Origin of the sequence: Paracoccus onubensis (genome assembly GCF_003591515.1) — a bacterium.
In the GTDB taxonomy this organism is placed as follows: domain Bacteria; phylum Pseudomonadota; class Alphaproteobacteria; order Rhodobacterales; family Rhodobacteraceae; genus Paracoccus; species Paracoccus onubensis.
The window spans coordinates 22,124-44,933 of record NZ_QZCG01000013.1 but is presented as its reverse complement, the minus strand read 5'-3'; the positions used below and the strand labels follow the sequence as shown (position 1 = coordinate 44,933).

Genomic DNA, 22,810 nt, shown 5'->3' with positions numbered 1-22,810 from the left:
TCGGGCCGGGGCATGCAATAAGTTTCGGTGAGAAGATGGAGGGGATCATGACAGACCAGATCACTGTGCCGCCCGCACCAGAGGGGCAGATCATCGGCTGGGCGCATAGCCGCTTTGGCAAATCCGAAGCCCCGGATGTGGAAGCGTTGATGGCGGAGGTCACGTCCGCCGCACTGGAACATGCGGGGATCGGGGCCGAACAGGTTGGCGGGATTTTCGCCGGCGTCTTCAATGGCGGTTTTCAGAAACAGGGCTTTGAGGCGGCGCTTGTCGCACTGGGGGCGGAAGGTCTGGCGCATACGCCCGCAGTACGGCTCGAGAATGCCTGCGCGACCGGCTCGGCGGCGATTACGGCGGCACTGGATTTCATCGGCTCGGGCCGTGGCAAGGTCGCTTTGGTGGTCGGCGCCGAAAAGATGACCGCGACACCGGGGGCCGAGGTCGGGGATATCCTGCTGGGCGCTTCTTACCGGGCGGAAGAGGGCGATACGCCGGGCGGTTTCGCAGGCGTGTTCGGCGGGATCGCGAACAGCTATTTCCAGCGTTACGGCGATGTATCGCGCGAACTTGCGATGATCGCGGCCAAGAACCACGCCAATGGCGCGCAGAATCCCTATGCGCATATGCAGAAGGATTTCGGCTTTGATTTCTGCAATACGGTCAGCGAAAAGAACCCGATAGCCGCCGGGCCTTTGCGGCGTACCGATTGCTCACTTGTGTCGGACGGGGCGGCTGCGCTTGTCATCGTCCATCCCGATATCGCCGCCGAGGCACCCCGCGCGATTGCCTTCCGGGCGCAGCGGCAGGCGAATGACTATCTGCCATTGTCGCGCCGCGATCCGCTGGAACTGGCGGGCGCGCGACGGGCATGGGCCGAGGGGCTGGAGCAGGCGGGCGTGACGCTGGATGATCTGTCACTGGTCGAGACGCATGATTGCTTCACCATTGCCGAATTGCTGGAATACGAGGCGATGGGGCTGGCCGAGCGAGGGCAGGGCGGCCGGGTGATCGCCGAGGGAATGACCGCGCGTGGTGGAAAACTGCCGGTAAACCCATCGGGTGGATTGAAATCCAAGGGGCATCCCATCGGCGCGACAGGCGTTTCGCAGCATGTCATGGCCGCGATGCAATTGACGGGCGAGGCCGGCGGCATGCAGATACCGGGGGCCACTCTGGCTGGGGTGTTCAATATGGGAGGAGTGGCTGTCGCCAACTATCTTTCCATTCTCGAGCGCGTGAAATGAATCTGCCCTATTCGACCCGCACGATGAATCTGGGGCATCTGCTGGACCAGACCGCCCGCCGCCTGCCGGATCATCCGGCGATGATCCATGGCGAGCGGCGGTGGAATTGGGAACAGATGCGATCCCGTGTCGATGCCATGGCGCGGCTGCTGGCATCAAAGGGGATTGGCAAGGGCGACCGCGTGCTGGTGCAATCGCCCAATAACAATCAGATGTGGGAAAGCCTGTGGGCCAGTCTCAAGCTGGGGGCGGTTTGGGTGCCCGCGAATTTCCGGGGCGCGCCGAACGATCTGCGTTGGATGGCTGAACTGACCCAGCCAAAGCTATTGATATGCCATGCGGATTTTCCCGATCACGCGGCGATCTGCGATTTGCCGGTTCTGGCCATTGGTCAGGCGGATTTCGGCCCGGATATCGATGCTGAGCTTGCGGGTTTCGAGACGTCGCCGCTGCGTGCCGCCGATGTCGAGCGTGACGATCCGGCGTGGCTGTTCTTTACCTCCGGCTCGACCGGCAAGCCCAAGGCGGCGGTGCTGACGCATGGCCAGATGGGGTTTGTCATCGCCAATCACCTTGCCGACCTGATTCCCGGAACGACGGAGCAGGATGCCTCGCTGGTCGTTGCCCCGCTAAGCCATGGGGCGGGGATCCATCAGATGCTGCAGGTCGCCCGCGGCGTGCCCTCGATCCTGCCCGAAGGCGGCTTTGATCCGCAGGAGATATGGCGGCTGGTGCAGGAGCATCGCGTCTCGAACATGTTCACCGTGCCGACCATCGTGAAACTGCTGACCGAGCATCCAGCGGTGGAGGAATTCGATCATTCCAGCCTGCGCCATGTCATCTATGCCGGTGCGCCGATGTATCGTGCCGATCAGATCCGGGCGCTGGAAAAACTTGGCCTGGTTCTGGTGCAGTATTTCGGTCTGGGTGAGGTTACGGGCTGCATTACCGTTTTGCCTGCGCGTCTGCATGAGGCGGACGAGGGCTGGGCATTGGAGGGATCCTGCGGCATGCCGCGAACCGGGATTCAGGTCGAGATTCAGGATGAGGCGGGCAACCCTCTGCCACCGGGTGAAACCGGTGAGCTTTGCGTGACGGGTGGCGCGGTCTTTGCAGGCTATTGGAATAACCCGGAGGCCAATGCCAAGAGTTTCCGCAACGGCTGGTTCCGCACTGGCGATCTGGGGCATATGGATGAGCGGGGCTTTTTCTTCCTGACCGGACGCGAAAGCGACATGTTCATCTCGGGCGGCTCGAATATCCATCCGCGCGAGATCGAGGAAAAGCTGCTGCTGCATCCCGAAATTGCCGAATGTGCGGTTATCGGTATGCCCGATCCGAAATGGGGTGAGGTGGGCGTGGCCATCTGCGTGACCCGTGATGGCGGGCAGCCAGAGCTTGGGGAATGGCTGGGCTCGAAACTGGCGCGGTATAAATTGCCTCGCCGCTTCGAGTTCTGGGAGACATTGCCGAAATCGGGCTATGGCAAGATCACCAAGAAACTGGTGCGCGAAGAACTGATCCGCCGCGATGCAGGGGCCGGAGTTGGCTGAACCGCTGCGCCATCCCGGCCCGGCGGATGGTCCTCGTCTGATGCTGGCAGGCAGCCGGATAGAAGAGCGCGTCGTGACACTGGCCGCCGGGATACCGCTGGAGATCGCGATTGCCGAGGCATTGAATGGCGCAGACAGCGCATGGATCCGTTTTGCGGATGGGCATGGCGATTTGCGCTTCGTTCTGCCCGACCGGGCGACCGATGGCCTGCATGGCGCGTGGTATTCCACCCCCCGCGATTCCGCCGATACGCCTCTGTACCGTGCCGGAATCGTCTGGGGTTGGCGTGAGGGCAGGGTATTCGGGCATTGTCACGGGCTGTGGGGCGGGACGATGGGACATCTGCTGCTGGATGCCTCGCAGCTGACGCGACCGGTTCGAGCCCGCGCGATGTTGTTTCCCGATGCGCGTTTCACGGCGTCCGAGGATGCAGAGACAGCCTTTACCCTGTTCAAACCGGAAGGTCATGTGAATGATCGTGCGGATGCCGCCTTGCTGCGGCTTGCACCCCATATCGATCTTTGTGATGGCATCACGGATGCAGTGCGGAAACTCGGTTGGGCGCGGGCGCAGGTTGAGGGCATCGGCAGCCTGAATACCGCCTGTTTTGCCGATGGCAGCATATTGGACAGCCATGCCTCCGAATTTCTGATATCGGATGGCGTTGCAACCGGATTCAGAGCAGATATTGCCATTGATATCGTCGGTATCGGCGGTATCCGGGCCGCAGGACTACTCAGGCCCGGTGCAAATCCTATTTGCGTTACGGCAGAGATCATCCTGTTGCGTCGCGCATGACTGTCATGCATGAGTGATGAACAAATTATGAACATCCGCTTTTCTTGCGGCCATGACAGGGCTATGGTGCTGGTATGGAACAGAACCCCGATTCCGATACGCTTCCGTTGTCACAACGGGCCATCGCAGCGCGACCCGCGCCCTATCTGGACGGGCTGAACCCCGCCCAGCGGGCTGCGGTCGAGATGCTTGATGGCCCGGTTCTGATGCTGGCCGGGGCGGGCACGGGTAAGACACGTGCGCTGACCACACGCATCGCGCATCTGTTGACGCTGGGCAAGGCGCGCCCGGGGCAGATACTGGCCGTGACATTTACCAACAAGGCCGCCCGCGAGATGAAAACGCGGATCGGGGCATTGCTGGGCGAAACGGTCGAGGGGATGCCCTGGCTTGGCACTTTCCACTCGATCTGCGTCAAGCTGCTGCGCCGTCATGCCGAATTGATCGGCAATGGTGATCTGCATCTGAAGCCTTCGTTCACCATTCTGGATACGGATGATCAGATCCGCTTGCTCAAGCAATTGATTCAGGCCGAAAACCTTGACGAGAAGCGTTGGCCGGCACGGCAATTGGCACATCTGATCGATGGCTGGAAAAATCGCTGCCTGTCGCCCGCAAATCTGCCCAAGGGCGAGATGGCGGCTTTCGACGGCTGGGGCGGGCGGCTATACGCGGCCTATCAGGAGCGGTTGCTGACCCTGAACGCCGTCGATTTCGGTGATCTGCTGATGCATTGCGTGAAGCTGTTTCAGGCGCATCCCGATGTGCTGAAACAATGGCAGGACAGGTTCCGTTATATTCTGGTGGACGAATATCAGGATACCAATGTCGCGCAATATATGTGGCTGCGGTTGCTGGCGCAGGGGCATCGGAATATCTGCTGCGTCGGCGATGACGATCAGTCGATCTATGGTTGGCGCGGGGCCGAAGTGGGCAATATCCTGCGGTTTGAGCAGGATTTCCCCGGCGCTCAGGTCATCCGGCTTGAGCAGAATTACCGCTCGACCCCGCAGATCCTTGGTGCCGCATCGGGCCTGATCGAGGCGAATAGCGGGCGGCTTGGCAAGACATTGTGGACCGATGCGGAACAGGGCGAGAAGGTTCGCCTGATCGGCCATTGGGACAGCGAGGCCGAAGCCCGCTGGATCGGCGAGGAGATCGAGGCATTTCAGGGTGGGCACCGGGCGTCGATGGGTGCGGTTAACCTTAATGGGATCGCCATATTGGTGCGGGCCAGCCATCAGATGCGGGCTTTCGAGGATCGTTTCCTGACCATCGGCCTGCCTTACCGCGTGATCGGCGGACCGCGTTTCTATGAGCGGGCCGAGATACGCGATGCCATGGCCTATTTTCGGCTGATGATCAGCCCATCGGACGATCTAGCATTCGAACGGATCATCAATACGCCCAAGCGTGGATTGGGCGACAAGGCGTTACAGGTGATCCAGATGGCGGCACGGCAAAATGGCGTGCCGCTGCTGGAAGGCGCGCGGATCGTGGTCGAGGAAAAACAGCTTGGCGGCAAGGGGCTGGTCAATCTCCGCGAATTCGTAAACTTATTCGACCGGTGGCGCGTGGATGCGCTTGATCCCGATGCCAGCCATGTGGAACTGGCCGAGCGGGTACTGGATGAATCCGGCTATACCGCCATGTGGCAGAACGACAAATCCCCGGATGCGCCCGGCCGGCTGGACAATCTCAAGGAACTGGTCAAGGCGCTTGAGGAGTTCGATAATCTTCAGGGCTTTCTGGAACATATCGCGCTTGTCATGGACCGCGACGAGGGCGATAGCGGCGAAGAAGTCAGCATCATGACCCTGCACGGTGCCAAGGGGCTGGAATTCCCCGTGGTGTTTCTGCCCGGCTGGGAGGACGGACTTTTTCCCAATCAACGCGCCATGGATGAGAATGGCACCAAAGGATTGGAAGAAGAACGGCGGCTGGCCTATGTCGGCATCACCCGGGCCGAGCGGCTTGCGATCATCAGTTTTGCGGGGAACCGGCGGCTTTACGGGCAGTGGCAAAGCCAGATGCCGTCGCGCTTTATCGATGAACTGCCCGAGGCGCATATCGAGATCCTGACGCCTCCCGGGCTGTATGGCGGCGGTTACGGGACGGCAATGGCCTTTGCTGGCGCGAATGCCGGAACCGATATGCATGACCGGGCGGCGCGGGCGGATGTCTATAACTCGCCCGGATGGAAGCGGATGCAGGCTCGCGCATCAGAACGGCGGACACCGAAAGCTGCTGCGGTGACGATAGATGCCGAAGCTGCGGCGAAATTCAGCGTTGGCGACCGGGTATCCCACGCGAAATTCGGCGAGGGGCAGATCATGGGAATCGCAGAAGATACACTTACGATCCAGTTCGGCACCAGTTTCAAGACCGTCAAAGCCGCGTATATTCAACCTGTGGGCGGCGATCAGGACGTGCCGTTCTAGATCGGGCCATCCGCCCAAAGCCTTCGTGCGTTCCCCCGTGAGCGGGTCAGAAGCAGGCGACCTTGGCGACATTGCCGTCAGGCCCGATCTCGATATTCAGCCGGTCCCCCCGATAATCTGCGGTAACCGGATCCTCGGGGCCTATGATGCGTGTGCCCGGTGCGAATTCCCGGGAGGACACTGCCGATTGCGGTTGTCCGACCAGACCTTGCAATTCGTCAGCTCCACAGCTTTGCGGCAGATCCAGCACCGGTGCGGTCGAGCTTTCCTCGGGTGGTGTGCAGGCAGCCAGAGCGGCTGCCGATAATAGCGGGAATATCAGGAGATGGCGCATCTTTATCCACAATCGATATTGTTGATATTGCCTGCAGCATCAAGGCGGAAGACGATCCGGTTCGGGTCGTAATCCTGCGGCTCGATCCCGCGATGTTCGACGACACGGTATTCCTTGGTCAGTCCGATGGTCGAGATGACACTGCCGGGTTGCGACAGATATTGCGTGTATTCCTTGGCACCACACAGATCGGGTTCACGCTCTTCCAGGCCAGAGACTCCGGCAACGGGTGGCGGGGTTGTCGGCACGGGTGCTGCTGGCACAGGGGTCGGGGCAGGTTGCGGGGCCGGCATGCAGCCTGCAAGCATCATGGCTGTGGCGACAGCGGGCAGGAGCGCGGTCTTGATCATCTTGTCAGTTTCCCTCGTGTGCCTGAACGGGCGTTTATTATGAATCACAACATGAATTATACGATCCGGCAAGCGGGTTGAGAACCGGTTCCACGATCAATATTGCATTAGCGTGACGACATTGCCCCGTTTTCCGATTTGTCCGGCTGTCTGGATTGCTGGTCGATCCCGGCTCCGTAAGCGCGCAGAAACATCGTGGCGGCGGTTTCGGCGGTGCGTTTGACTGGCATCTCGGTTTCCAGCGCGGCGCCGGATATCGCCCGATCATAGAAGGTAAGCCCGCAGAGCCCGATCAACTGTCGCGCGGCCAGCGCGACGTCATCAACCACCAGTTCTCCCCGGTTGACGAAGCCGTCAATGTGATCGCGCAAAGGCTGTTCCAGCAGCGTTTCGATGCGTTCGTGATAAGTTGCGGCGATATCGGGAAAGCGGTTCGCCTCGCCGATGGCAATCCGGAAAAGATCGGTTTCGCGATCCGATCTCAGCCATGCGGTCATGGCGGCGGTTATTCGCGGAACAGCCTTTTCGGCAGGCAGGTCCTTGCCGATATCTGCAAAGGGCTGTGTGCGATCCTCCCCCAGCACATTCTGCATGGCGGTTTCAAACAATAGCCGCTTATCCGGAAAATAGGCGTAAAGGGTCGCCTTCGAAACGCCCGCCGAACGCACGATGTCATCCACCGCCGCACCGGCATAACCGTCCCGTAAAAATATGCGCCAGGCACCGTTCAGTACCTGATCCGCCTTACGCCCGAATACGGCGTTTCCATGTCTTTTTGTACCAATCATTCAAACCGTCTCTTCTGCAATATCAAGATAACAATGTTTCGGGAAGCTGATGGTTTCATGCCAGCTTCGGCAGGCCGGGCCAATCGGCAAGGAATGCCCATGATTTCAAAATTGCCTAAAATTTGACCTAACTTCGCGGAAGCCGGTGGAACCTGTCACAGCATTCTCGTAGCCTCCCGACCAGGATCTATCGAATCGTTTACGTGGAAGGGAGCCCGCGATGGCCATTAAACATAAGTCATTTCGTGATTCTGTCGATAAGATGTTCACCCATGCCGCAGGGTTGATGTCTCTGCCACCCGGGTTGGAAGAAAAAATTCGCGTCTGCAATTCCACCTATACGGTTCGTTTCGGTGTGCGCCTGCGCGGCGAGATCCAGACCTTTACCGGTTACCGCTCGGTCCATTCCGAACATATGGAGCCGGTCAAGGGCGGCATCCGCTATTCGATGGATGTCAATCAGGACGAGGTCGAGGCGCTTGCCGCGCTGATGACCTATAAATGCGCCCTGGTCGAGGTGCCTTTCGGCGGCTCCAAGGGCGGGTTGCGCATCGATCCGCGCGAATGGAACGAGGACGAACTTGAACGGATCACCCGCCGGTTTACCTATGAATTGTCGCGCCGCAACCTGATCTCGCCCAGTCAGAACGTTCCCGCCCCCGATATGGGCACGGGCGAGCGTGAGATGGCCTGGATGGCTGACGCCTACAAGCGCCTGCATCCCGACGATATCAATGCCAAGGCCTGCGTGACCGGCAAACCACGCACCGCGGGCGGGATCGACGGCCGGGTCGAGGCGACGGGCCGCGGCGTGCAATATGCGCTGCGCGAGTTTTTCCGCCATGATGATGTGATGAAGCGCGCCGGGCTGGAAGGCGGATTGGCGGGCAAGCGGGTCGTCGTGCAGGGGCTGGGGAATGTGGGCTATCACGCCGCGCTGTTCCTGTCGCAAGAGGACAAGGCACTGATCACGACCGTGATCGAACGCGACGGCGCTGTCAGCAATCCCCGGGGGCTGGATGTTGGAGCGCTCAAGGCGCATATCGCGGCGACCGGCGGAGTCGAGGGTTTTACCGGCGGTGATTTCCGGCCCGAAGGCCTTGCCGCGCTTGAAGATGAGTGCGACGTGCTGATTCCGGCCGCCGTGGAAAGCGTGATCCATGCCGACAATGCGGATCGCATCAGGGCCAAGGTCATCGTCGAGGCTGCGAACGGGCCGGTGACGGCGGATGCCGATGCGATACTGAAGCATAAGGGGGTGGTCATTATCCCCGATATGTACGCAAACTCGGGCGGTGTGACGGTGTCCTATTTCGAATGGGTCAAGAACCTGTCGCAGATCAGCCTGGGCAGGCTTGAACGCCGTCACGAAGAGGCCCGCGCCCGCGTGCTGGTCGAAGAGCTTGAGCGTCTGTCGGCGGATACCGGCCTGAACTGGACTTTGTCCAAGGGCTTCAAGGAAGCGTTCCTGACCGGCGCCGACGAGCTGGAACTGGTGCGCTCGGGGCTGGATGACACGATGCGCGAGGCATTCGGCAAGATGAAGGAAGTCTGGGTCAATAACAGCAAGGTGGATGACATGCGGACGGCGGCATATGTCGTCGCCATCCGCAGGATTTCCAACGTTTACGGATCGCTGGGCCTGTAAGCTTTCGGGGACCGACTCTCCAAGCCAATGCCGCGCCGGCAATCGGCGCGGCATTTGTCGCTTGTTCTTCCTGTCATCCTGCCCGGACGGGCTTTGTTTCCCATTGTGACGCGGGGTTTTGGTTGTGACCGGTGCGGCGCTTCGTAATATGACACCGGAACAGCGCTCTGCATGGGAGGAACGGATGAGCTATCGCGCACCAGTCGGGCAGATCGATTTCATTCTAAGGCATGTCGTGCCTTATGATCAGGTGGCTCGGACGGAACGTTTCGCCGAAGCGGGGTTCGATACGGCGAACGCGATCCTGACAGAGGCAGGGAAGCTTGCCGCGAATGTGCTTGCCCCGTTGAACCGCAATGGCGATCTGACACCGGCGCGGCTTGAAAACGGGAAGGTCCGGTCCTCCCCCGGATTTGCCGAAGGTTTCAGGGCAATCGCCGAGGGCGGCTGGGTCGGGCTGGCTGCCGATCCGGAATATGGGGGCATGGGCCTGCCGCAGGTGCTGAACATGGCCGTGGCCGAGATGATGGCGGCGGCCTGCCTGTCGCTGCAACTCAACCCGCTTCTGACACAGGGCCAGATCGAGGCGCTTGAGCATCACGCAAGCGACGAGTTGAAAGCGCTTTATCTGCCCAAGCTGATCAGTGGTGAATGGTCGGGTACGATGAACCTGACCGAACCGGGGGCGGGCAGCGATGTGGGCGCCCTGACAACCCGGGCCGAGCCGAACGGTGACGGCAGCTACAGGATCACCGGGCAGAAGATCTTCATCACATGGGGCGACAGCGATATGACGGAGAATATCTGTCATGCCGTGCTGGCGCGTCTGCCCGACGGTGCCAAGGGCACGCGGGGTATCAGCCTGTTCATGGTGCCGAAATTCATCCCCGATGAAAATGGCAATCCCGGGGTGGCGAATGATCTCAGGGTGGTCAGCCTGGAAGAGAAACTGGGCATCCATGGCAGCCCGACCTGTGTCATGAGCTATGAGGGCGCGACCGGCTGGCTGATCGGGGAAGAGCATAAGGGCATGGCCGCGATGTTCACGATGATGAACTGCGCCCGGCTGGGCGTGGGCATGCAGGGCATCGGTGTCGGCGAGGCGGCATTGCAGCAGGCTGGGCTTTACGCGCAGGAGCGGAACCAGATGGGGCCGATCATCCGGCATCCCGATATCCGCCGTATGCTGGCCACCTCGCGGGCGGAAATTTTCGCGGCCCGTTGCATCGCGCTGGCCTGCGCGACCGCGATTGATCTTGAGCGCGCGACGGGCGAGGCCGAGCATGCGGCGCGTGCAGCCTTCCTGACCCCGATCGCCAAGGCTTACGGCACCGATATCGGCCTGCGTGCCGCCGACGCTGCGGTGCAGGTTCATGGCGGGATGGGCTATATCGAGGAGACCGGCGCGGCGCAGTATCTGCGCGATGTCCGCATCACCCAGATTTATGAGGGAACGAACGGCATTCAGGCCATGGATCTTGTGGGCCGCAAGCTGGCCGATGGGGGTGAGGCCGCGATGCGGCTTCTGGACGAAATCCTTGATGGCGCGAAATCCGCGCAGGCCGATCACCCTGATCTTGCGCATGAGGTCTGGCATTCGGCCGAAACCCTGCGCGAAGGCACACAGGATATGCTGGAACGCGAGATGCCGCAGCGTTTTGCCGGTGCCGCGCCTTATCTGACGGCTTTCGCCCGTGTTCTGGGGGGGTATTATCACCTGCTTGCCGCGCGTTCCGGGGGTGAGGCCGAGATCGGGCTTGCCCGGGTATTCATCCGTCGCGTCCTGCCGCATTTCGCCACAGACCTGACCGAGGCGCTTGCCGGGCTGGACGATCTTGCCAATCTTGACGACGACGTGCTGACCGGACAGTCAGGCGCGTGATCGCATTTCCGTTCGAAAATGGGCCCGCCGAAGGCGAGGCAATCACCGTCGCCGAAGGAGTGTTATGGCTGCGCCTGCCCCTGCCGATGGCGCTGGATCATGTAAATGTCTACGCGCTGGACGAAGGGGATGGCTGGACGATCGTCGATACCGGTTTCGATACCGGACGAACGCGCAAGATATGGCAATCGCTGCTGGAGGACACGCTTGCGGGCCGCCCGATCCTGCGGATCATCGGCACCCATCACCATCCCGATCACATCGGTCTTGCCGGGTGGTTCATGCAGGAGCACGGCGCCCAGTTGATGATGAGCCGGACGGCATGGCTGACTGCCCGGATGTTGCAGCTTGATCGGCAGGAAAGCCCGACGCCGCAGGCCATTGCGTTCTGGCGACATGCCGGCATGCCCGTTGAGCTTCGGGAAAAGCGCACCGCCGAGCGCCCGTTCAACTTTGCGGATATGGTGCATCCGCTGCCTCCGGGGTTTATCCGGCTGGTCGCAGGACAGGAGATTCATGTGGGGGGCCGTCGCTGGCGGGTGGAAATGGCACATGGCCATGCACCCTGTCATGCGATTTTCTGGTCTCTGGACGACGATCTGGTGATCGGAGGCGATCAGTTGCTGGCCTCGATCTCGCCCAATCTCGGCGTTCACCCGACCGAACCCGATGCCGATCCTGTGGGCGAATGGCTGGAAAGCTGTCACCGTCTTCTGGAACTGGCCGAAGACCGGCATCTGGTTCTTCCGGGGCACAAGCTGCCCTTTACCGGGCTGCCCGAACGTCTTCGCCAACTGATCGACAATCATCACGGCGCGTTGCAACGAATGGAGATCGCGTTGCGCAAATCGCCCCGAACCGCGGTTGAGTGTTTTGACATCCTGTTCAAGCGCAGGATTGGGGAATCCGAATTCGGGCTTGCCCTTGCCGAAGCGGTTGCGCATGTCAATCACTTGCGCGGCAAGGATGTGATCCATGCGGTCGGCGAAAGGGATGGTGCCGCGCTTTGGGGGGCGTGACAGCGTGCGCAGTTTCGGCTATCGGAGTGTCAAGGACAAAACCGGAGGGCAGGCGCATGGCCACGCATCACGAAATTACCGAACACGAACATGGCAGCATGGATATTACCGAGCATAGGAAAACCTTTGCGGGCTTTGTCCGGGTCAGTACCTGGACTGCCGTTATTTCCATTCTGGTGCTGATCTTTTTGGCACTGACAAACGCCTGATCGGGCTGCACAGGACGGATCATGAAAAGACGAGTTTTTATCGCCGCTGCGTTGCCCGCGGCACTGGCAGCTTGCGGCGCAGATAATGTCTGGGACGATGCCGAAGCGGTAAAAGCCGCGCGTTTCGTATCGAACGAGCCCCCCTCCATCACGCTGTTCACCGTGATCGGAATTCCACGGGGCGAGGGCGGGCATAGCGCGTTGATGATCAATGGCAGTCAACGGATCATCTATGATCCTGCCGGCACGTGGAATCACCCCTCCATCCCCGAACGGCATGACGTGCTTTACGGGATTACCGACAATTTCAAGAATTTCTACATAGATTACCACGCGCGCGAAACCTACTGGGTTGCGGAAGATCGTGTACCAGTCTCACGCGAGGTTGCCGATCTGGCGATCCGCAGAGCCGAGGCGAATGGCTCGGCCAACAAGGCTTTCTGTGCGGTCGAGACAAGTGCCGTGCTGCGGGGTCTGCCGGGATTCGAGAATGCGCCTTCCGGCTTTTCTCCGCTCAAGCTGCGGAATTGGTTCATGACGCTGCCGGGCGTGACTTCGAAGCGCCATATGGACGGGGATCCCGCCAATAACCATAATGTGCTTATCCGTCAGAAAAACGGCGAGTTTACCGGTTACGCCAGAAGATAAAGCATTCCGAACAGCGTGGCCGCGCCTCCCAGAATGGCGAGGATGATATTCCTCGTAAACATGCCGACAAGCATGGTCACGGCGGCGGCGCTTAGCCGCGCCAGATCGGGCTGACCTCCGGTCGCGGCGGGCCACATCACCAGCGGCGCAGACAGGGCGGGCAGCACGGCCACTGGGGTATAGCGCAGCATGCGCATAACCCATTGCGGCATCTCCCGATCCCCCAGCGCGCCAAGGAACGACCAGCGAATCAGGAACGTGCCTATTCCCAGGATCAGGATCACGAACCAGATGGTCAGATCGGAAACATTCTCCATCCTGCTTACGCCCTTTTCCGTTTTTCGGTCAGCACTTCGACTACTGCCCCCGTGGCCATTCCAAGCGGAGCCGCCAGCATCAGGCCCAGCCCCGATGGCAGGCCCGCAAAGGCGAGGGCGGCAACGATCGAGACGAAACAGGCCGCAAGATGGGCAGCACTACGCAGCATCGGCGCGATCATGGCCAGGAAGGTGATCGGCATCGCGAAATCCAGTGCGATGTCGTCTGGAATGACGCTGCCAAGAACCGCCCCCGTCCAGCTTGCGCACATCCACGGGACGCATATCGCCACGGCGGTTCCCGAGAAATAGGCGATCCGCTGGGAAAGAGTCAGTTTGGGATGACGTTCGTAATGCTGGATCGACAAGGCATAACTTTGGTCGATCAAAGTATAGGCGATCCAGGTTTTTTGTGCGCCGGACGTGCCCCGGAACCAGGGAACAAGGGACGCGGAATACATCGCCATCCGCAGATTGACGGCCAAACCCGACAGGATCACGATCCAGACCGGGGCATTATCCGACAAAAGCTGAACGGCGGTGAATTGCGATGCTCCCGCAAGCACCAGAACCGAAAAACCCATCACCTGCGCAATATCAAGCCCGGCTTCGCGCGCCACGACACCGAACAGAAGTGCAAACGGGACAATCACGATCAGCATGGGCACGCTTTGCATCATGGCATATCGGAATGCCCGCGCTGGGCTGCGCGCGAGGGCGCGTATATCCGCCCGGTCAGCTGCGGCTTGCTGCTGCTGGGGGCGTGGGGCTGGTGAGGGTGACATGAAGCGGATATCCATCACTTGCGTGTGGGCCTCTTGCTTGCATGATGTGCAGGGAGAGGCAAGCATCCGATGAAAATTTACGCTCCGATCCCCGAAGCCATATTGTCCGAAGCCGCAGGGCTTTGGCACAGCGCTTTTGGTCATCGCTGCGGCAAGCTGCGGGTCTGCCCGGAAAATGCCATCGCGGTGATAAGTTCGGACGGGCTTGAAGGCATTGTCGGCCTCCGTGATGATAAGGGAGGTTTTCTGACGACGCCCCCGCCTCTGTCCCGGATTTTGTTCCGGCCCGCGCCACCGACCTCGGATCTTGTTCTTGACGGTATTGTTGTGCGGCACAAGCGCCGCGGATATGGTCGCGCTCTTGTCGCCGCCGCGGAAATCGAGGCCCGCCATCGTTGCCGTCCCGGATTACGGGCGGAAGTCGTGCTTCGCAACCGACCGGCATTGGCATTCTATCAACGGTTGGGTTTCGTCGAAGAGACGCGGGGTTGGTATGGCTGGCCCTGGTCCGGGCGGGCTGTGATCTTGCGAAAGCAGGTCTGAGATCGTTTTCCGGGAAGCCGGTTCCGGTTCAGCCTCCTGTCGCTGTCAGGGCCAAAAGCCAACCCACGCCGGCGGCGATCAAGGCCATCCCGATCAATTGCATGCGCCCGGTCGATTCGTGCAAAAAGCGGCCCGAAACGATCTGCGCGAAAACCACCTCGATCAAAGCCAATGTCCGGACATTCGCGGCCGGGGTCAGGGCGAAACCGATGAACCAGAATAGCGAGGCAAAGGCGCCCAATCCGCCCGCTGCAAGCGAAACCCGCCATTCACCCGTGATTCCCCGTAATGCCCGACGATCCGCGATCAGCATCCATGCCAGCGTTATCGAGGATTGCAGACCTAATGTCAGGACCAGGATGGTCAAGGCATGAACGAAAAAACTGCCCTCGGGGAGGGTCAGCAATGCGCCCCGGAATCCAATGGCCGACAGGCCGAACAAGGTACCTGCGGTAATACCGTTCACCACCGGGATCAGCCCGGCACGAGACCAGCGGGCGCCCGAACTCAGCATCACACCAAGCGTGGCAAGACCGATCGCTGCCAGACTGGCCGGTCCCATCGGCTCGTTCAGGATGAGGATTCCGATCAGTGCAAGGGTGACCGGTTCGGTCTTCATCAGGGCGGTCGCGACACCGAAACTCTGCCCGCGCATGGTTAACAGCATGAAGGCGGTCGCCCCGATCTGTGCCCCGGCGCCCATTGCGGTGAAACCGATCGCGGTGGCATTCAGCGGAGGCAGATTGGTAAAGGGCGTTAACAGCAGCAGGAACAGCGCTGCGAAGGGAAAGCCGAAAATGAAGCGGACGGACGTGGCGCCAATCGTGCCGATCCGGCCACCCAGTCCCGCCTGTGCGGCATTCCGTGCGGTTTGGGCAACCGCTGCGATCAATGTGGCTGCGACCCAGATCATGCGCCGCGAACGGCTTCGATCATGCGCGTGACATTATCGGGATCGGCATCGGGCGTAATGCCATGACCCAGATTGAAGATATGCGGACCGTTTCGCAATGCGCGGGTGATGCGGCTGGCCTCGACCTTTAGCGCATCGCCACCGGTAATCAGAAGTTGCGGGTCGAGATTGCCCTGCACGCAGCTATCGATTTGTAAATGCTCGGCGGCCCATTCGGAAGAAACGGATTGATCAAGCGCAACACAATCCGCGCCAGTGGCCCGCGCAAATCCCTTGTAATTTTCACCCAGCCCGCGCGGAAAGGCGATGACGGGAACGTCTGGATGATTCATTTTCAAGGCCGAGATGATCCGTCGGGTCGGTTCAATCGCGAAGTCACGACGGTCGTTCGCGTCGCTGAGACTTCCGGCCCAGCTATCGAAAAGCTTGACCACTTCGGCGCCAGCCTCGATCTGGGCGGAAAGATAGAGAATGGTTGCCTCGGTGATCCGGTCGATCAATGCCGAGAATGCGGCGCGATCCGCGGTCTTGAAGTCATGCGCGGGACCCTGATCCGGCGTTCCGCGTCCCGCGATCATATAGGTGGCCACGGTCCAGGGCGCTCCGGCGAAGCCGATCAATGTGGTTTCCCTGGGCAACTCGCCGGCCAATATCCGGATCGTTTCGTAAATTGGTGAAAGACGCTCGTGTATTGCATCGCCGGGTTTCAGTGCATCTACCTGGGCGCGTGTGGTGATCGTGGAAAGGCGCGGACCTTCGCCGGTGACGAACCACAGCTCTGATCCCAGCGCTTGTGGAAGAAGCAGAATATCGGCAAACAGGATCGCCGCGTCGAAATCGAACCGGCGCAGCGGTTGCAAGGTCACCTCGGCCGCCAGTTCCGGCGTGTAGCAAAGCGACAGGAAATCGCCCGCTTTTGCACGGGTAGCGCGATATTCGGGCAGATAACGCCCGGCCTGACGCATCATCCAGATTGGTGGGGTGGGTAAGGTTTCGCCCGCCAAGGCGCGCAGCAAGAGTTTGGTCATGGTGCCTCCTGCCTCTTTCATGGCCAGAGGGCGGGCATTGTCAAGCGATGCAGGGACGGATAAGTCACTCGCATGACAAATTTTGCTGACCCCGACCGCCCGCTCAAGATCGGCACCAGAGGCTCGAAGCTCGCCCTTGCTCAGGCATATGAGTTGCGGGCGCGGGTAATGGCGGCGCATGATCTTCCCGCCGAGGCTTTCGAGATCGTCGTGATCCGCACGACCGGTGATCGCGTGACTGACCGTCCCTTGAAGGAAATAGGCGGTAAAGGGCTGTTTACAAAGGAAATCGAAGAGGCGCTGGCCGCTGGCGGGATCGATATCGCCGTGCATTCGATGAAGGATATGCCGACAGTTCAGCCCGACGGCATGGTGATCGATTGCCTGCTGCCGCGCGAGGATGCACGAGACGCATTTGTCAGCCCGCATGTCGGCTCGATTGCGGAATTGCCGGAAGGCGCAGTTGTCGGTTCGTCCAGTTTGCGGCGACGGGCGCAACTTGCGCATCGGCGGCCCGATCTGCGCCTGGTCGAGTTTCGCGGGAATGTGCAGACCCGGCTTCAGAAGCTTGAAGATGGCGTGGCGGTGGCGACATTCCTGGCGATGGCGGGATTGTCCCGTCTGGACATGCTGCATGTTGCGCGCAGTCCCATCGATCCGGCAGAGATGCTGCCCGCTGTCGCTCAGGGCGCCATCGGTATCGAGCGGCGTTCAGATGACGACGGGATCGCGGCATTGCTGCGTCCGGTCAATGATGTCGAAACCACTCAGCGTGTCGCGGCAGAGCGTGCTTTTCTTGCGCGTCTGGATGGCTCATGTCAGACGCCTATCGCGGGATATGCCGAATTGCAGGGCACGCGCCTTTCGCTGCGAGGCGAAATTCTGCGACCGGACGGGTCACAGGCGCTTGCCGGAATGCGCGAGGGTGAGATTGCTGACGGTCCGGCAATGGGCCGGGATCTCGCGGAAGAACTGTTGACCCGTGCAGGGCAGGGTTTCTTCGATCACCTGTAAGCTGGTCTAGTAATTACGGATCAGACCGACCAGTCGTCCCTGCACCTTGACGGCGTCTTCACGCAGGATACGGGTTTCATAGGCAGGATTGGCGGCTTCAAGCGCAATCATTTTGCCCTTGCGGCGGAACCGTTTCAGCGTGGCTTCCGCCCCATCGATCAGGGCTACGACGATATCGCCATTTTCGACCTGATCCTGCTGGCGTATCACGACGATATCGCCATCGTTAATGCCAGCCTCGATCATCGAGTCGCCCTTGACCTCAAGTGCGTAATGTTCGCCATTTCCGGATAGCATGCTGTCCGGGACCGAGATGTGATGCGATATTTCCGAGATCGCCTCTATCGGGACGCCCGCCGCGATCCGGCCCATCAAAGGCAATTCCATTGCGGAACTGTTCGCAATCTGCATGGCATTGTCGGGCTGCATGGCATCGTTGTTGCGTTTCGGGCGCGGATTATCGATGACTCTGGGAGAGAAACCGTCGGAAGAGCCGCTTCTGTCAGCTTGCGCCAGCGTATCGGGCAGGCGGAGGATTTCAAGCGCACGGGCCCGATGCGGCAGGCGGCGGATGAAACCCCGTTCCTCCAATGCCGTAACAAGGCGGTGGATGCCGGATTTCGAGCGCAGATCAAGCGCTTCCTTCATCTCATCGAATGACGGCGGCACACCGTCCCGCGCCATTCTGCGACTGATGAATTCCAGAAGCTGAATCTGTTTTTTCGTCAGCATATCCTTGCCTCATGCAACAAGTGTTCTTCTAATGTTCTACATGAGCCGAGGTGCCACGTCAATCTGTTTGGCCCTGTCATTGCTGATCGCGGTAAACGATCAGTGAAATAGCGGCATGTATTCCACGATTTCACCGGCTTTACGCGCGGGATCATGCGGAGGCCGGATCAGCAGCGCGTCCGCTTTGGACAGGACAGAAAGCAACGAGGAATCCTGTCGATCGAAAGCGGTAATCGCCGGAAGATCATCTCCGGGCAAAAGCTGTGCGCGCAGATAATGTTCCCGGTCTCCCTCGGGGGGCAGCGGGTGGGTCAGCCGGGCGCGACGGATCGGGCGTTGTGCTGGAAGGCCCTGCATCGCCTGAATAAGCGGGCGCATGAATAATGTCGCGCAGACAATTGCGGACACAGGGTTCCCCGGCAGCCCCAGCATTGCCATTCCGGAAATTTTTCCGGCCATCAGGGGTTTTCCGGGACGCATGGCGATCTTGTAGAAAGAGCGCTCCATTCCCAAAGCGCTCGCAACCTTGCCGATCAGATCATGATCCCCGACCGAGGCGCCGCCGATAGTGACCAGAAGATCGGACGTCTTCGCGCGATCGAAGCTTTCGCGAATACTGTCCTCGGTATCACGGGCAATCGGCAGGATTTCAGGCTCGGCTCCGGCGGCGCGCGCGATGGCCGCGACGGCGAGATCGTTCGAGCAGATGATCTGCCCCGCGGCCGGATTTTCGCCCGGGCGGATCAATTCGTCGCCGCCGGCCAGCACCGCAACCTTTGGGCGTCTCGCGACCGTGACCTGCGGCAGGTTCATTCCCGCCAGAAGCGCGATATCTGCGGCGGACAGAACCCGCCCCGGCTCGATCCGGTCGCCTTCGCTGAAATCGCAGCCCCGGCTGCGGATATGCGCCCCTGCCGACGGTTCGGTGATGGTCAGCATATCGCCATCGCGACGGGTATTTTCCTGCATCTCGACACGGTCATAACCGGGCGGAACCGCGGCGCCGGTAAAGATGCGGATCGCGGTGCCGGAGGCCGGCGTTCCGGTCCAGGGATGCCCGGCGGCGGATTCCCCGATGACGCGAAGGGGTTGCCCCTGATCCGCATGGTGATAGGCATAGCCGTCCATCGCCGCTGAATCGAAGGGGGGCTGTGTCAGACGGGATATCGCCGCTTCGTGCAGAACCCGGCCTGCGGCCTGATCAAGGGCAACGCTCTCGCCTTCGGGCGGGTTTGCCAATGCCAGAACCCGGCCAAGCGCCTCATTGACAGAAATCATGGCTTTGCCTCGTAATTCCCGGATTTTCCGCCGCTTTTGCGCAGCAATCGGATATCTTCGATCCGCATCCCCTTTTCGGCGGCCTTGAGCATGTCATAGATGGTCAGGCAGGCAGTGGTAACCGCGGTCAGAGCCTCCATCTCGACACCGGTGCGACCCGTGGTGCGAACCGTTGCCGTGACGCGGATGCCGGGCAGGTCGGGATCGGGTTGCAGATCCAGCGCGACTTTCGAGATCGGCAGGGGGTGACATAGCGGGATCAGATCCGAGGTGCGCTTGGCCCCCATGATCCCGGCCAGCCGCGCGACGCCCAGAACGTCCCCCTTCGCGGCACCGCCCACCGCCTGCGCGAGCGTTTCAGGCGACATGGTCACGCAGCCTCCTGCCACGGCCTCACGCGCGGTTTCGGCCTTGCCCGAGACATCGACCATATGCGCCTGACCGGATTTGTCGAAATGCGTCAGGCTCATGTCGGGGCCAGCAGGTTGCGGGTGGCGGCGACGACGTCGTCCTGACGCATCAGGCTTTCCCCGATCAGGAAGCGACGAGCGCCGACCTTCATCATCGAGGACAGATCGGCAGGGGTGAACAATCCACTTTCACAGACGATATCGCGGTCATCGGGAATGCGCGGAGCAAGCTCGCGCGTCACATCAAGAGTGACATCGAATGTCTTGAGATTACGATTGTTTATTCCGATCAGTGGGGACTTCAACAGAAGGGCGCGGTCGAGTTCAGCGGCGTCATGGACCTCGATCAGCACATCCATGCCCCAATGAATTGCGGCATTCTCCAACTCGGCGGCAAGAACATCATCGACCGAGGCCATGATGATCAGGATACAATCCGCGCCCCATGCCCGTGCCTCGGCCACCTGATAGGTGTCATAGAGGAAATCCTTGCGCAAAGCAGGCAAGTCGCAGGCGTCGCGGGCAGCCGTCAGAAATTCGGGAGCGCCCTGAAAACTGGGGGCATCGGTCAGAACTGACAGGCATGCCGCCCCGCCTTCGGCATAAGCGCGGGCCAGAGACGGTGGATCGAAATCGGGGCGGATCAGCCCCTTGGACGGGCTGGCCTTCTTGATTTCGGCGATCAGTGCGGGACCGGACGCGGCCTTGTCGGCAAGGGCGCGGGCGAAACCTCGCGGCGCGGACGCCGCACGGGCAATGGCCTCGATATCGGCCAGAGGACGCGCCGCCTTCGCCGCGGCGATCTCTTCCAGCTTATAGGCCTTGATCTTGTCGAGAATGTTCATGATGCGGTTCTAACTCCGGGCGGACAGAGAGGGAAGGGCAGGGTTTAGGCTGGACAGCCCGGGCGGGTGGGGATTATCCCCATACCTTACCGCCCGAGACCTATCACAGGAAAGCCCATATGGCGATTTCATCGGCCAATAATCCGGTTCTGCTTGAAGATGTCGGTTATCGGATCAACGATATTCCGGTCCTTTCAGGTGTTTCGGTTCGGTCCGAATCCATGCGGATCGGCGTGATCGGGCGGAACGGTTCGGGCAAAAGCACGTTGGCGCGACTGATCGCAGGCTTGCTGGAACCGTCAGAGGGCCAGATCAGGATCGAGGGCGTGGATGTCTACAAGGACCGCCGGGCCGCGATCCGCACCGTTGGAATCCTGTTCCAGAACCCCGAACATCAGATCATCTTTCCCACGGTGAGCGAAGAGATCGGCTTCGGCCTGCGCCAACTTGGCGCCAGCAAAGCAGATGCGGTGACCGGGACGCAAAAGCTTCTCGCGCGGTTCGGCAAGGCGCATTGGCAGGACGCGCCGATCCATGCATTGTCGCAGGGGCAGAAACATCTGGTCTGCATGATGTCGGTTCTGGCGATGCGTCCGCGGCTTCTGGTGCTGGACGAGCCTTTCGCCGGGCTGGACATTCCTACGCGGATGCAACTGACCCGGCATCTGAACGATGCGGGGACGCGGTTGCTGCATATCACGCATGACACGCGCGACCTTGAGGATTACGATCAGGTCTTCTGGCTGGACCGGGGGCGTTTGCGGGCCAGTGGCGTCGCGCGTCAGGTTCTGCAGGATTTCACGCAGGAGATGGTGCGGATCGGAGGCGGGGATGATCTCTCTCTCCTCGCCGGTTAGGACATGGGCGCATGGTTGGCGCGCCGGTACCAAGCTGGCGGCGCTTTGCGTGGCCACGATGCTGCTGTTCGCCATCGGGAATATTGTCTTTCAGACTGCCGCTTTCGGCTTTGCCCTGTTGCTTTACTGTCTGCCGGGAAGGGTGTTCCTGCGCGAGGGGCTACGGCATCTGCGGGTGCTGATCCCCTTTGTTGCCATCGTGCTGATCTGGCATCTGGTGACGGGCGATCCGGCCAGGGGGATCAAGACGATCATGCGCATGGTCACGGCGGTTGCCTTGGCCAATCTGGTGACGATGACGACCTCTCTCACCGCGTTGATGGATGTGGTCCGCTGGATGTCGTCGCCGCTGCGTCGGCTGGGCGTTTCGACCGCGCCTCTGGAAATCGTGCTGCCGCTGCTGATCCGTTTTGTTCCGGTGCTGACCCTGCGGGCCGGGCAGATGCATCAGTCCTGGCGAGCGCGTTCGCAGCGGCGGGCGAATTACCGGATCGTATTGCCGATGATGCTGATGGCGCTTGACGATGCGGACCGGGTAGGCGAAGCCCTAAAGGCAAGGGGCGGAGCCCTGCCGGAACAGGAGAACTAGGATGGAAAAAGACCTTGCCCGTATTGCTCTTTTCGCGGCACTGATCGCGATACTCGGCCTGATCCCCGCGATCACCCTCGGCTTCGGCGTGCCGATCACGGCGCAAAGCCTTGGCGTGATGCTGGCCGGGGCGGTGCTTGGAGCCCGCCAAGGCGGGCTGGCGGTATTGCTGTTCGTTTTCGCCGCTGTGCTTGGCCTGCCGCTGCTCGCCGGAGGGCGCGGCGGGCTTGGCGTATTCGCCTCTCCGACAGTCGGGTTTGTGGTCGGGTTTCCCGTTGCAGCCTTCGTGACCGGCCTTGTCGTCGAGAAGTTGCACCGCCTGCCGCCGGGTGTCAGTGCGGGAATCGGGGCATTCATCGGCGGGATCATCGTGATGTACGCTTTTGGCACCATTGGCATGGCGATCGTGCTGAACAAAAGCCTGACCGAGGCCGCCTTGCTGAACAGCGCTTTCGTAATTGGCGACCTTCTGAAGGCCGGGCTGTGCGGGATGCTGGTTGCAGCCATTGCCAGACTGCGCCCGCAGATGTTGCCTTGGTATCGTGCGCCCGTCAGCCAGGTCTTCCGTTAACGCGGCGGGGTGG

Annotated in this window: 25 protein-coding genes; 14 read left to right on the top strand and 11 right to left on the bottom strand. The window is 60.7% G+C overall.

What is annotated here, in order from left to right; all coding sequences use genetic code 11:
- Positions 1-47: 47 nt before the first annotated feature.
- From D3P04_RS17700 to D3P04_RS17685, 4 genes are all read left to right on the top strand, one after another.
- Positions 48-1,244: an acetyl-CoA acetyltransferase gene (locus D3P04_RS17700; RefSeq protein ID WP_119751304.1), complete on the top strand. Its 1,197-nt coding sequence runs from the start codon at positions 48-50 to the stop codon at positions 1,242-1,244.
- Positions 1,241-2,797, top strand: coding sequence for an acyl-CoA synthetase (locus D3P04_RS17695; RefSeq protein ID WP_119751200.1), 1,557 nt, complete (start codon positions 1,241-1,243; stop codon positions 2,795-2,797). Before D3P04_RS17700 ends, D3P04_RS17695 begins: the two co-directional genes overlap by 4 nt.
- Positions 2,790-3,596: a hypothetical protein gene (locus D3P04_RS17690; RefSeq protein WP_147391957.1), complete on the top strand. Its 807-nt coding sequence runs from the start codon at positions 2,790-2,792 to the stop codon at positions 3,594-3,596. Before D3P04_RS17695 ends, D3P04_RS17690 begins: the two co-directional genes overlap by 8 nt.
- A gap of 74 nt (positions 3,597-3,670) precedes the next feature.
- Positions 3,671-6,037, top strand: a complete 2,367-nt coding sequence (locus tag D3P04_RS17685) for an ATP-dependent helicase (protein ID WP_119751198.1) — start codon at positions 3,671-3,673, stop codon at positions 6,035-6,037.
- Between the two features lie 46 nt (positions 6,038-6,083).
- Here the strand turns inward: D3P04_RS17685 and D3P04_RS17680 are convergent, their stop codons facing one another.
- The 3 genes from D3P04_RS17680 to D3P04_RS17670 all read right to left on the bottom strand — a co-directional run bounded on the left by D3P04_RS17680 (position 6,084) and on the right by D3P04_RS17670 (position 7,509).
- Entirely contained in the window at positions 6,084-6,371 is a 288-nt protein-coding gene (locus tag D3P04_RS17680; RefSeq protein WP_119751197.1) for an I78 family peptidase inhibitor, read from the bottom strand.
- 2 nt (positions 6,372-6,373) lie between these two features.
- Positions 6,374-6,721 (bottom strand): I78 family peptidase inhibitor, encoded by a 348-nt coding sequence (locus D3P04_RS17675; RefSeq protein WP_119751196.1) that lies wholly within the window; start codon positions 6,719-6,721, stop codon positions 6,374-6,376.
- Positions 6,722-6,828: 107 nt separating this feature from the next.
- On the bottom strand, positions 6,829-7,509 hold the full coding sequence (locus D3P04_RS17670; protein WP_119751195.1) for a TetR/AcrR family transcriptional regulator: 681 nt from the start codon (positions 7,507-7,509) through the stop codon (positions 6,829-6,831).
- A 220-nt stretch (positions 7,510-7,729) separates the two neighbouring features.
- On the opposite strand from D3P04_RS17670, the gene D3P04_RS17665 reads away from it, so the two are divergent.
- From D3P04_RS17665 to D3P04_RS17645, 5 genes are all read left to right on the top strand, one after another.
- Positions 7,730-9,157: a Glu/Leu/Phe/Val family dehydrogenase gene (locus tag D3P04_RS17665; RefSeq protein ID WP_119751194.1), complete on the top strand. Its 1,428-nt coding sequence runs from the start codon at positions 7,730-7,732 to the stop codon at positions 9,155-9,157.
- A gap of 184 nt (positions 9,158-9,341) precedes the next feature.
- A complete protein-coding gene (locus tag D3P04_RS17660) occupies positions 9,342-11,039 on the top strand; it encodes an acyl-CoA dehydrogenase (RefSeq protein ID WP_119751193.1) in 1,698 nt (565 codons plus the stop codon).
- Positions 11,036-12,058 (top strand): MBL fold metallo-hydrolase, encoded by a 1,023-nt coding sequence (locus tag D3P04_RS17655; protein ID WP_408634391.1) that lies wholly within the window; start codon positions 11,036-11,038, stop codon positions 12,056-12,058. The genes D3P04_RS17660 and D3P04_RS17655 overlap by 4 nt, the downstream gene beginning before the upstream one ends.
- Before the next feature lie 56 nt (positions 12,059-12,114).
- Complete coding sequence (locus tag D3P04_RS17650) at positions 12,115-12,267, top strand: aa3-type cytochrome c oxidase subunit IV (protein WP_119751192.1); 153 nt, start codon at positions 12,115-12,117, stop codon at positions 12,265-12,267.
- A 21-nt stretch (positions 12,268-12,288) separates the two neighbouring features.
- Complete coding sequence (locus D3P04_RS17645; protein ID WP_119751191.1) at positions 12,289-12,915, top strand: hypothetical protein; 627 nt, start codon at positions 12,289-12,291, stop codon at positions 12,913-12,915.
- Here the strand turns inward: D3P04_RS17645 and D3P04_RS17640 are convergent.
- On the bottom strand, positions 12,900-13,232 hold the full coding sequence (locus D3P04_RS17640; RefSeq protein ID WP_119751190.1) for an AzlD domain-containing protein: 333 nt from the start codon (positions 13,230-13,232) through the stop codon (positions 12,900-12,902). The genes D3P04_RS17645 and D3P04_RS17640 overlap by 16 nt on opposite strands.
- A gap of 5 nt (positions 13,233-13,237) precedes the next feature.
- Positions 13,238-13,894, bottom strand: coding sequence for an AzlC family ABC transporter permease (locus tag D3P04_RS17635; protein WP_232845069.1), 657 nt, complete (start codon positions 13,892-13,894; stop codon positions 13,238-13,240).
- Between the two features lie 192 nt (positions 13,895-14,086).
- Here D3P04_RS17635 and D3P04_RS17630 point away from each other — a divergent pair, with 192 nt between their 5' ends.
- A complete protein-coding gene (locus tag D3P04_RS17630; RefSeq protein ID WP_119751188.1) occupies positions 14,087-14,560 on the top strand; it encodes a GNAT family N-acetyltransferase in 474 nt (157 codons plus the stop codon).
- Positions 14,561-14,588: 28 nt separating this feature from the next.
- Here the strand turns inward: D3P04_RS17630 and D3P04_RS17625 are convergent, their stop codons facing one another.
- Complete coding sequence (locus tag D3P04_RS17625; protein WP_119751187.1) at positions 14,589-15,473, bottom strand: DMT family transporter; 885 nt, start codon at positions 15,471-15,473, stop codon at positions 14,589-14,591.
- Positions 15,470-16,501, bottom strand: coding sequence for a uroporphyrinogen decarboxylase (gene hemE / locus D3P04_RS17620; RefSeq protein ID WP_119751186.1), 1,032 nt, complete (start codon positions 16,499-16,501; stop codon positions 15,470-15,472). Before hemE ends, D3P04_RS17625 begins: the two co-directional genes overlap by 4 nt.
- A gap of 72 nt (positions 16,502-16,573) precedes the next feature.
- Between hemE and hemC the strand changes: the two genes are divergently transcribed.
- Positions 16,574-17,515, top strand: a complete 942-nt coding sequence (gene hemC / locus D3P04_RS17615) for a hydroxymethylbilane synthase (RefSeq protein ID WP_119751185.1) — start codon at positions 16,574-16,576, stop codon at positions 17,513-17,515.
- A 6-nt stretch (positions 17,516-17,521) separates the two neighbouring features.
- On the opposite strand, the gene lexA is transcribed toward hemC, so the two are convergent.
- From lexA to trpC, 4 genes are all read right to left on the bottom strand, one after another.
- Entirely contained in the window at positions 17,522-18,247 is a 726-nt protein-coding gene (gene lexA, locus D3P04_RS17610; RefSeq protein WP_119751183.1) for a transcriptional repressor LexA, read from the bottom strand.
- 99 nt (positions 18,248-18,346) lie between these two features.
- A complete protein-coding gene (locus D3P04_RS17605; protein WP_119751182.1) occupies positions 18,347-19,525 on the bottom strand; it encodes a molybdopterin molybdotransferase MoeA in 1,179 nt (392 codons plus the stop codon).
- On the bottom strand, positions 19,522-19,995 hold the full coding sequence (gene moaC, locus D3P04_RS17600) for a cyclic pyranopterin monophosphate synthase MoaC (protein WP_119751180.1): 474 nt from the start codon (positions 19,993-19,995) through the stop codon (positions 19,522-19,524). The genes D3P04_RS17605 and moaC overlap by 4 nt, the downstream gene beginning before the upstream one ends.
- Positions 19,992-20,780 (bottom strand): indole-3-glycerol phosphate synthase TrpC, encoded by a 789-nt coding sequence (gene trpC, locus D3P04_RS17595; RefSeq protein WP_119751178.1) that lies wholly within the window; start codon positions 20,778-20,780, stop codon positions 19,992-19,994. The genes moaC and trpC overlap by 4 nt, the downstream gene beginning before the upstream one ends.
- A gap of 119 nt (positions 20,781-20,899) precedes the next feature.
- Here trpC and D3P04_RS17590 point away from each other — a divergent pair, with 119 nt between their 5' ends.
- From D3P04_RS17590 to D3P04_RS17580, 3 genes are read left to right on the top strand one after another with little or no spacing between them, the layout of a single operon-like run.
- Complete coding sequence (locus D3P04_RS17590) at positions 20,900-21,637, top strand: energy-coupling factor ABC transporter ATP-binding protein (protein WP_119751176.1); 738 nt, start codon at positions 20,900-20,902, stop codon at positions 21,635-21,637.
- Positions 21,612-22,226 (top strand): energy-coupling factor transporter transmembrane component T family protein, encoded by a 615-nt coding sequence (locus D3P04_RS17585; RefSeq protein ID WP_119751174.1) that lies wholly within the window; start codon positions 21,612-21,614, stop codon positions 22,224-22,226. The genes D3P04_RS17590 and D3P04_RS17585 overlap by 26 nt, the downstream gene beginning before the upstream one ends.
- Before the next feature lies 1 nt (position 22,227).
- A complete protein-coding gene (locus D3P04_RS17580; protein ID WP_119751173.1) occupies positions 22,228-22,797 on the top strand; it encodes a biotin transporter BioY in 570 nt (189 codons plus the stop codon).
- The last annotated feature ends 13 nt before the right edge of the window (positions 22,798-22,810 follow it).

Bases quoted from the DNA above. Each gene is read 5' to 3' on its own strand.
- D3P04_RS17700 (WP_119751304.1), top strand. From the start codon at position 48: ATGACAGACCAGATCACTGTGCCGCCCGCACCAGAGGGGCAGATCATC.
- D3P04_RS17695 (WP_119751200.1), top strand. From the start codon at position 1,241: ATGAATCTGCCCTATTCGACCCGCACGATGAATCTGGGGCATCTGCTG.
- D3P04_RS17685 (WP_119751198.1), top strand. From the start codon at position 3,671: ATGGAACAGAACCCCGATTCCGATACGCTTCCGTTGTCACAACGGGCC.
- D3P04_RS17680 (WP_119751197.1), bottom strand. From the start codon at position 6,371: ATGCGCCATCTCCTGATATTCCCGCTATTATCGGCAGCCGCTCTGGCT.
- D3P04_RS17675 (WP_119751196.1), bottom strand. From the start codon at position 6,721: ATGATCAAGACCGCGCTCCTGCCCGCTGTCGCCACAGCCATGATGCTT.
- D3P04_RS17670 (WP_119751195.1), bottom strand. From the start codon at position 7,509: ATGATTGGTACAAAAAGACATGGAAACGCCGTATTCGGGCGTAAGGCG.
- D3P04_RS17665 (WP_119751194.1), top strand. From the start codon at position 7,730: ATGGCCATTAAACATAAGTCATTTCGTGATTCTGTCGATAAGATGTTC.
- D3P04_RS17660 (WP_119751193.1), top strand. From the start codon at position 9,342: ATGAGCTATCGCGCACCAGTCGGGCAGATCGATTTCATTCTAAGGCAT.
- D3P04_RS17650 (WP_119751192.1), top strand. From the start codon at position 12,115: ATGGCCACGCATCACGAAATTACCGAACACGAACATGGCAGCATGGAT.
- D3P04_RS17645 (WP_119751191.1), top strand. From the start codon at position 12,289: ATGAAAAGACGAGTTTTTATCGCCGCTGCGTTGCCCGCGGCACTGGCA.
- D3P04_RS17640 (WP_119751190.1), bottom strand. From the start codon at position 13,232: ATGGAGAATGTTTCCGATCTGACCATCTGGTTCGTGATCCTGATCCTG.
- D3P04_RS17635 (WP_232845069.1), bottom strand. From the start codon at position 13,894: ATGCTGATCGTGATTGTCCCGTTTGCACTTCTGTTCGGTGTCGTGGCG.
- D3P04_RS17630 (WP_119751188.1), top strand. From the start codon at position 14,087: ATGAAAATTTACGCTCCGATCCCCGAAGCCATATTGTCCGAAGCCGCA.
- D3P04_RS17625 (WP_119751187.1), bottom strand. From the start codon at position 15,473: ATGATCTGGGTCGCAGCCACATTGATCGCAGCGGTTGCCCAAACCGCA.
- hemE (WP_119751186.1), bottom strand. From the start codon at position 16,501: ATGACCAAACTCTTGCTGCGCGCCTTGGCGGGCGAAACCTTACCCACC.
- hemC (WP_119751185.1), top strand. From the start codon at position 16,574: ATGACAAATTTTGCTGACCCCGACCGCCCGCTCAAGATCGGCACCAGA.
- lexA (WP_119751183.1), bottom strand. From the start codon at position 18,247: ATGCTGACGAAAAAACAGATTCAGCTTCTGGAATTCATCAGTCGCAGA.
- D3P04_RS17605 (WP_119751182.1), bottom strand. From the start codon at position 19,525: ATGATTTCTGTCAATGAGGCGCTTGGCCGGGTTCTGGCATTGGCAAAC.
- moaC (WP_119751180.1), bottom strand. From the start codon at position 19,995: ATGAGCCTGACGCATTTCGACAAATCCGGTCAGGCGCATATGGTCGAT.
- trpC (WP_119751178.1), bottom strand. From the start codon at position 20,780: ATGAACATTCTCGACAAGATCAAGGCCTATAAGCTGGAAGAGATCGCC.
- D3P04_RS17590 (WP_119751176.1), top strand. From the start codon at position 20,900: ATGGCGATTTCATCGGCCAATAATCCGGTTCTGCTTGAAGATGTCGGT.
- D3P04_RS17585 (WP_119751174.1), top strand. From the start codon at position 21,612: ATGATCTCTCTCTCCTCGCCGGTTAGGACATGGGCGCATGGTTGGCGC.
- D3P04_RS17580 (WP_119751173.1), top strand. From the start codon at position 22,228: ATGGAAAAAGACCTTGCCCGTATTGCTCTTTTCGCGGCACTGATCGCG.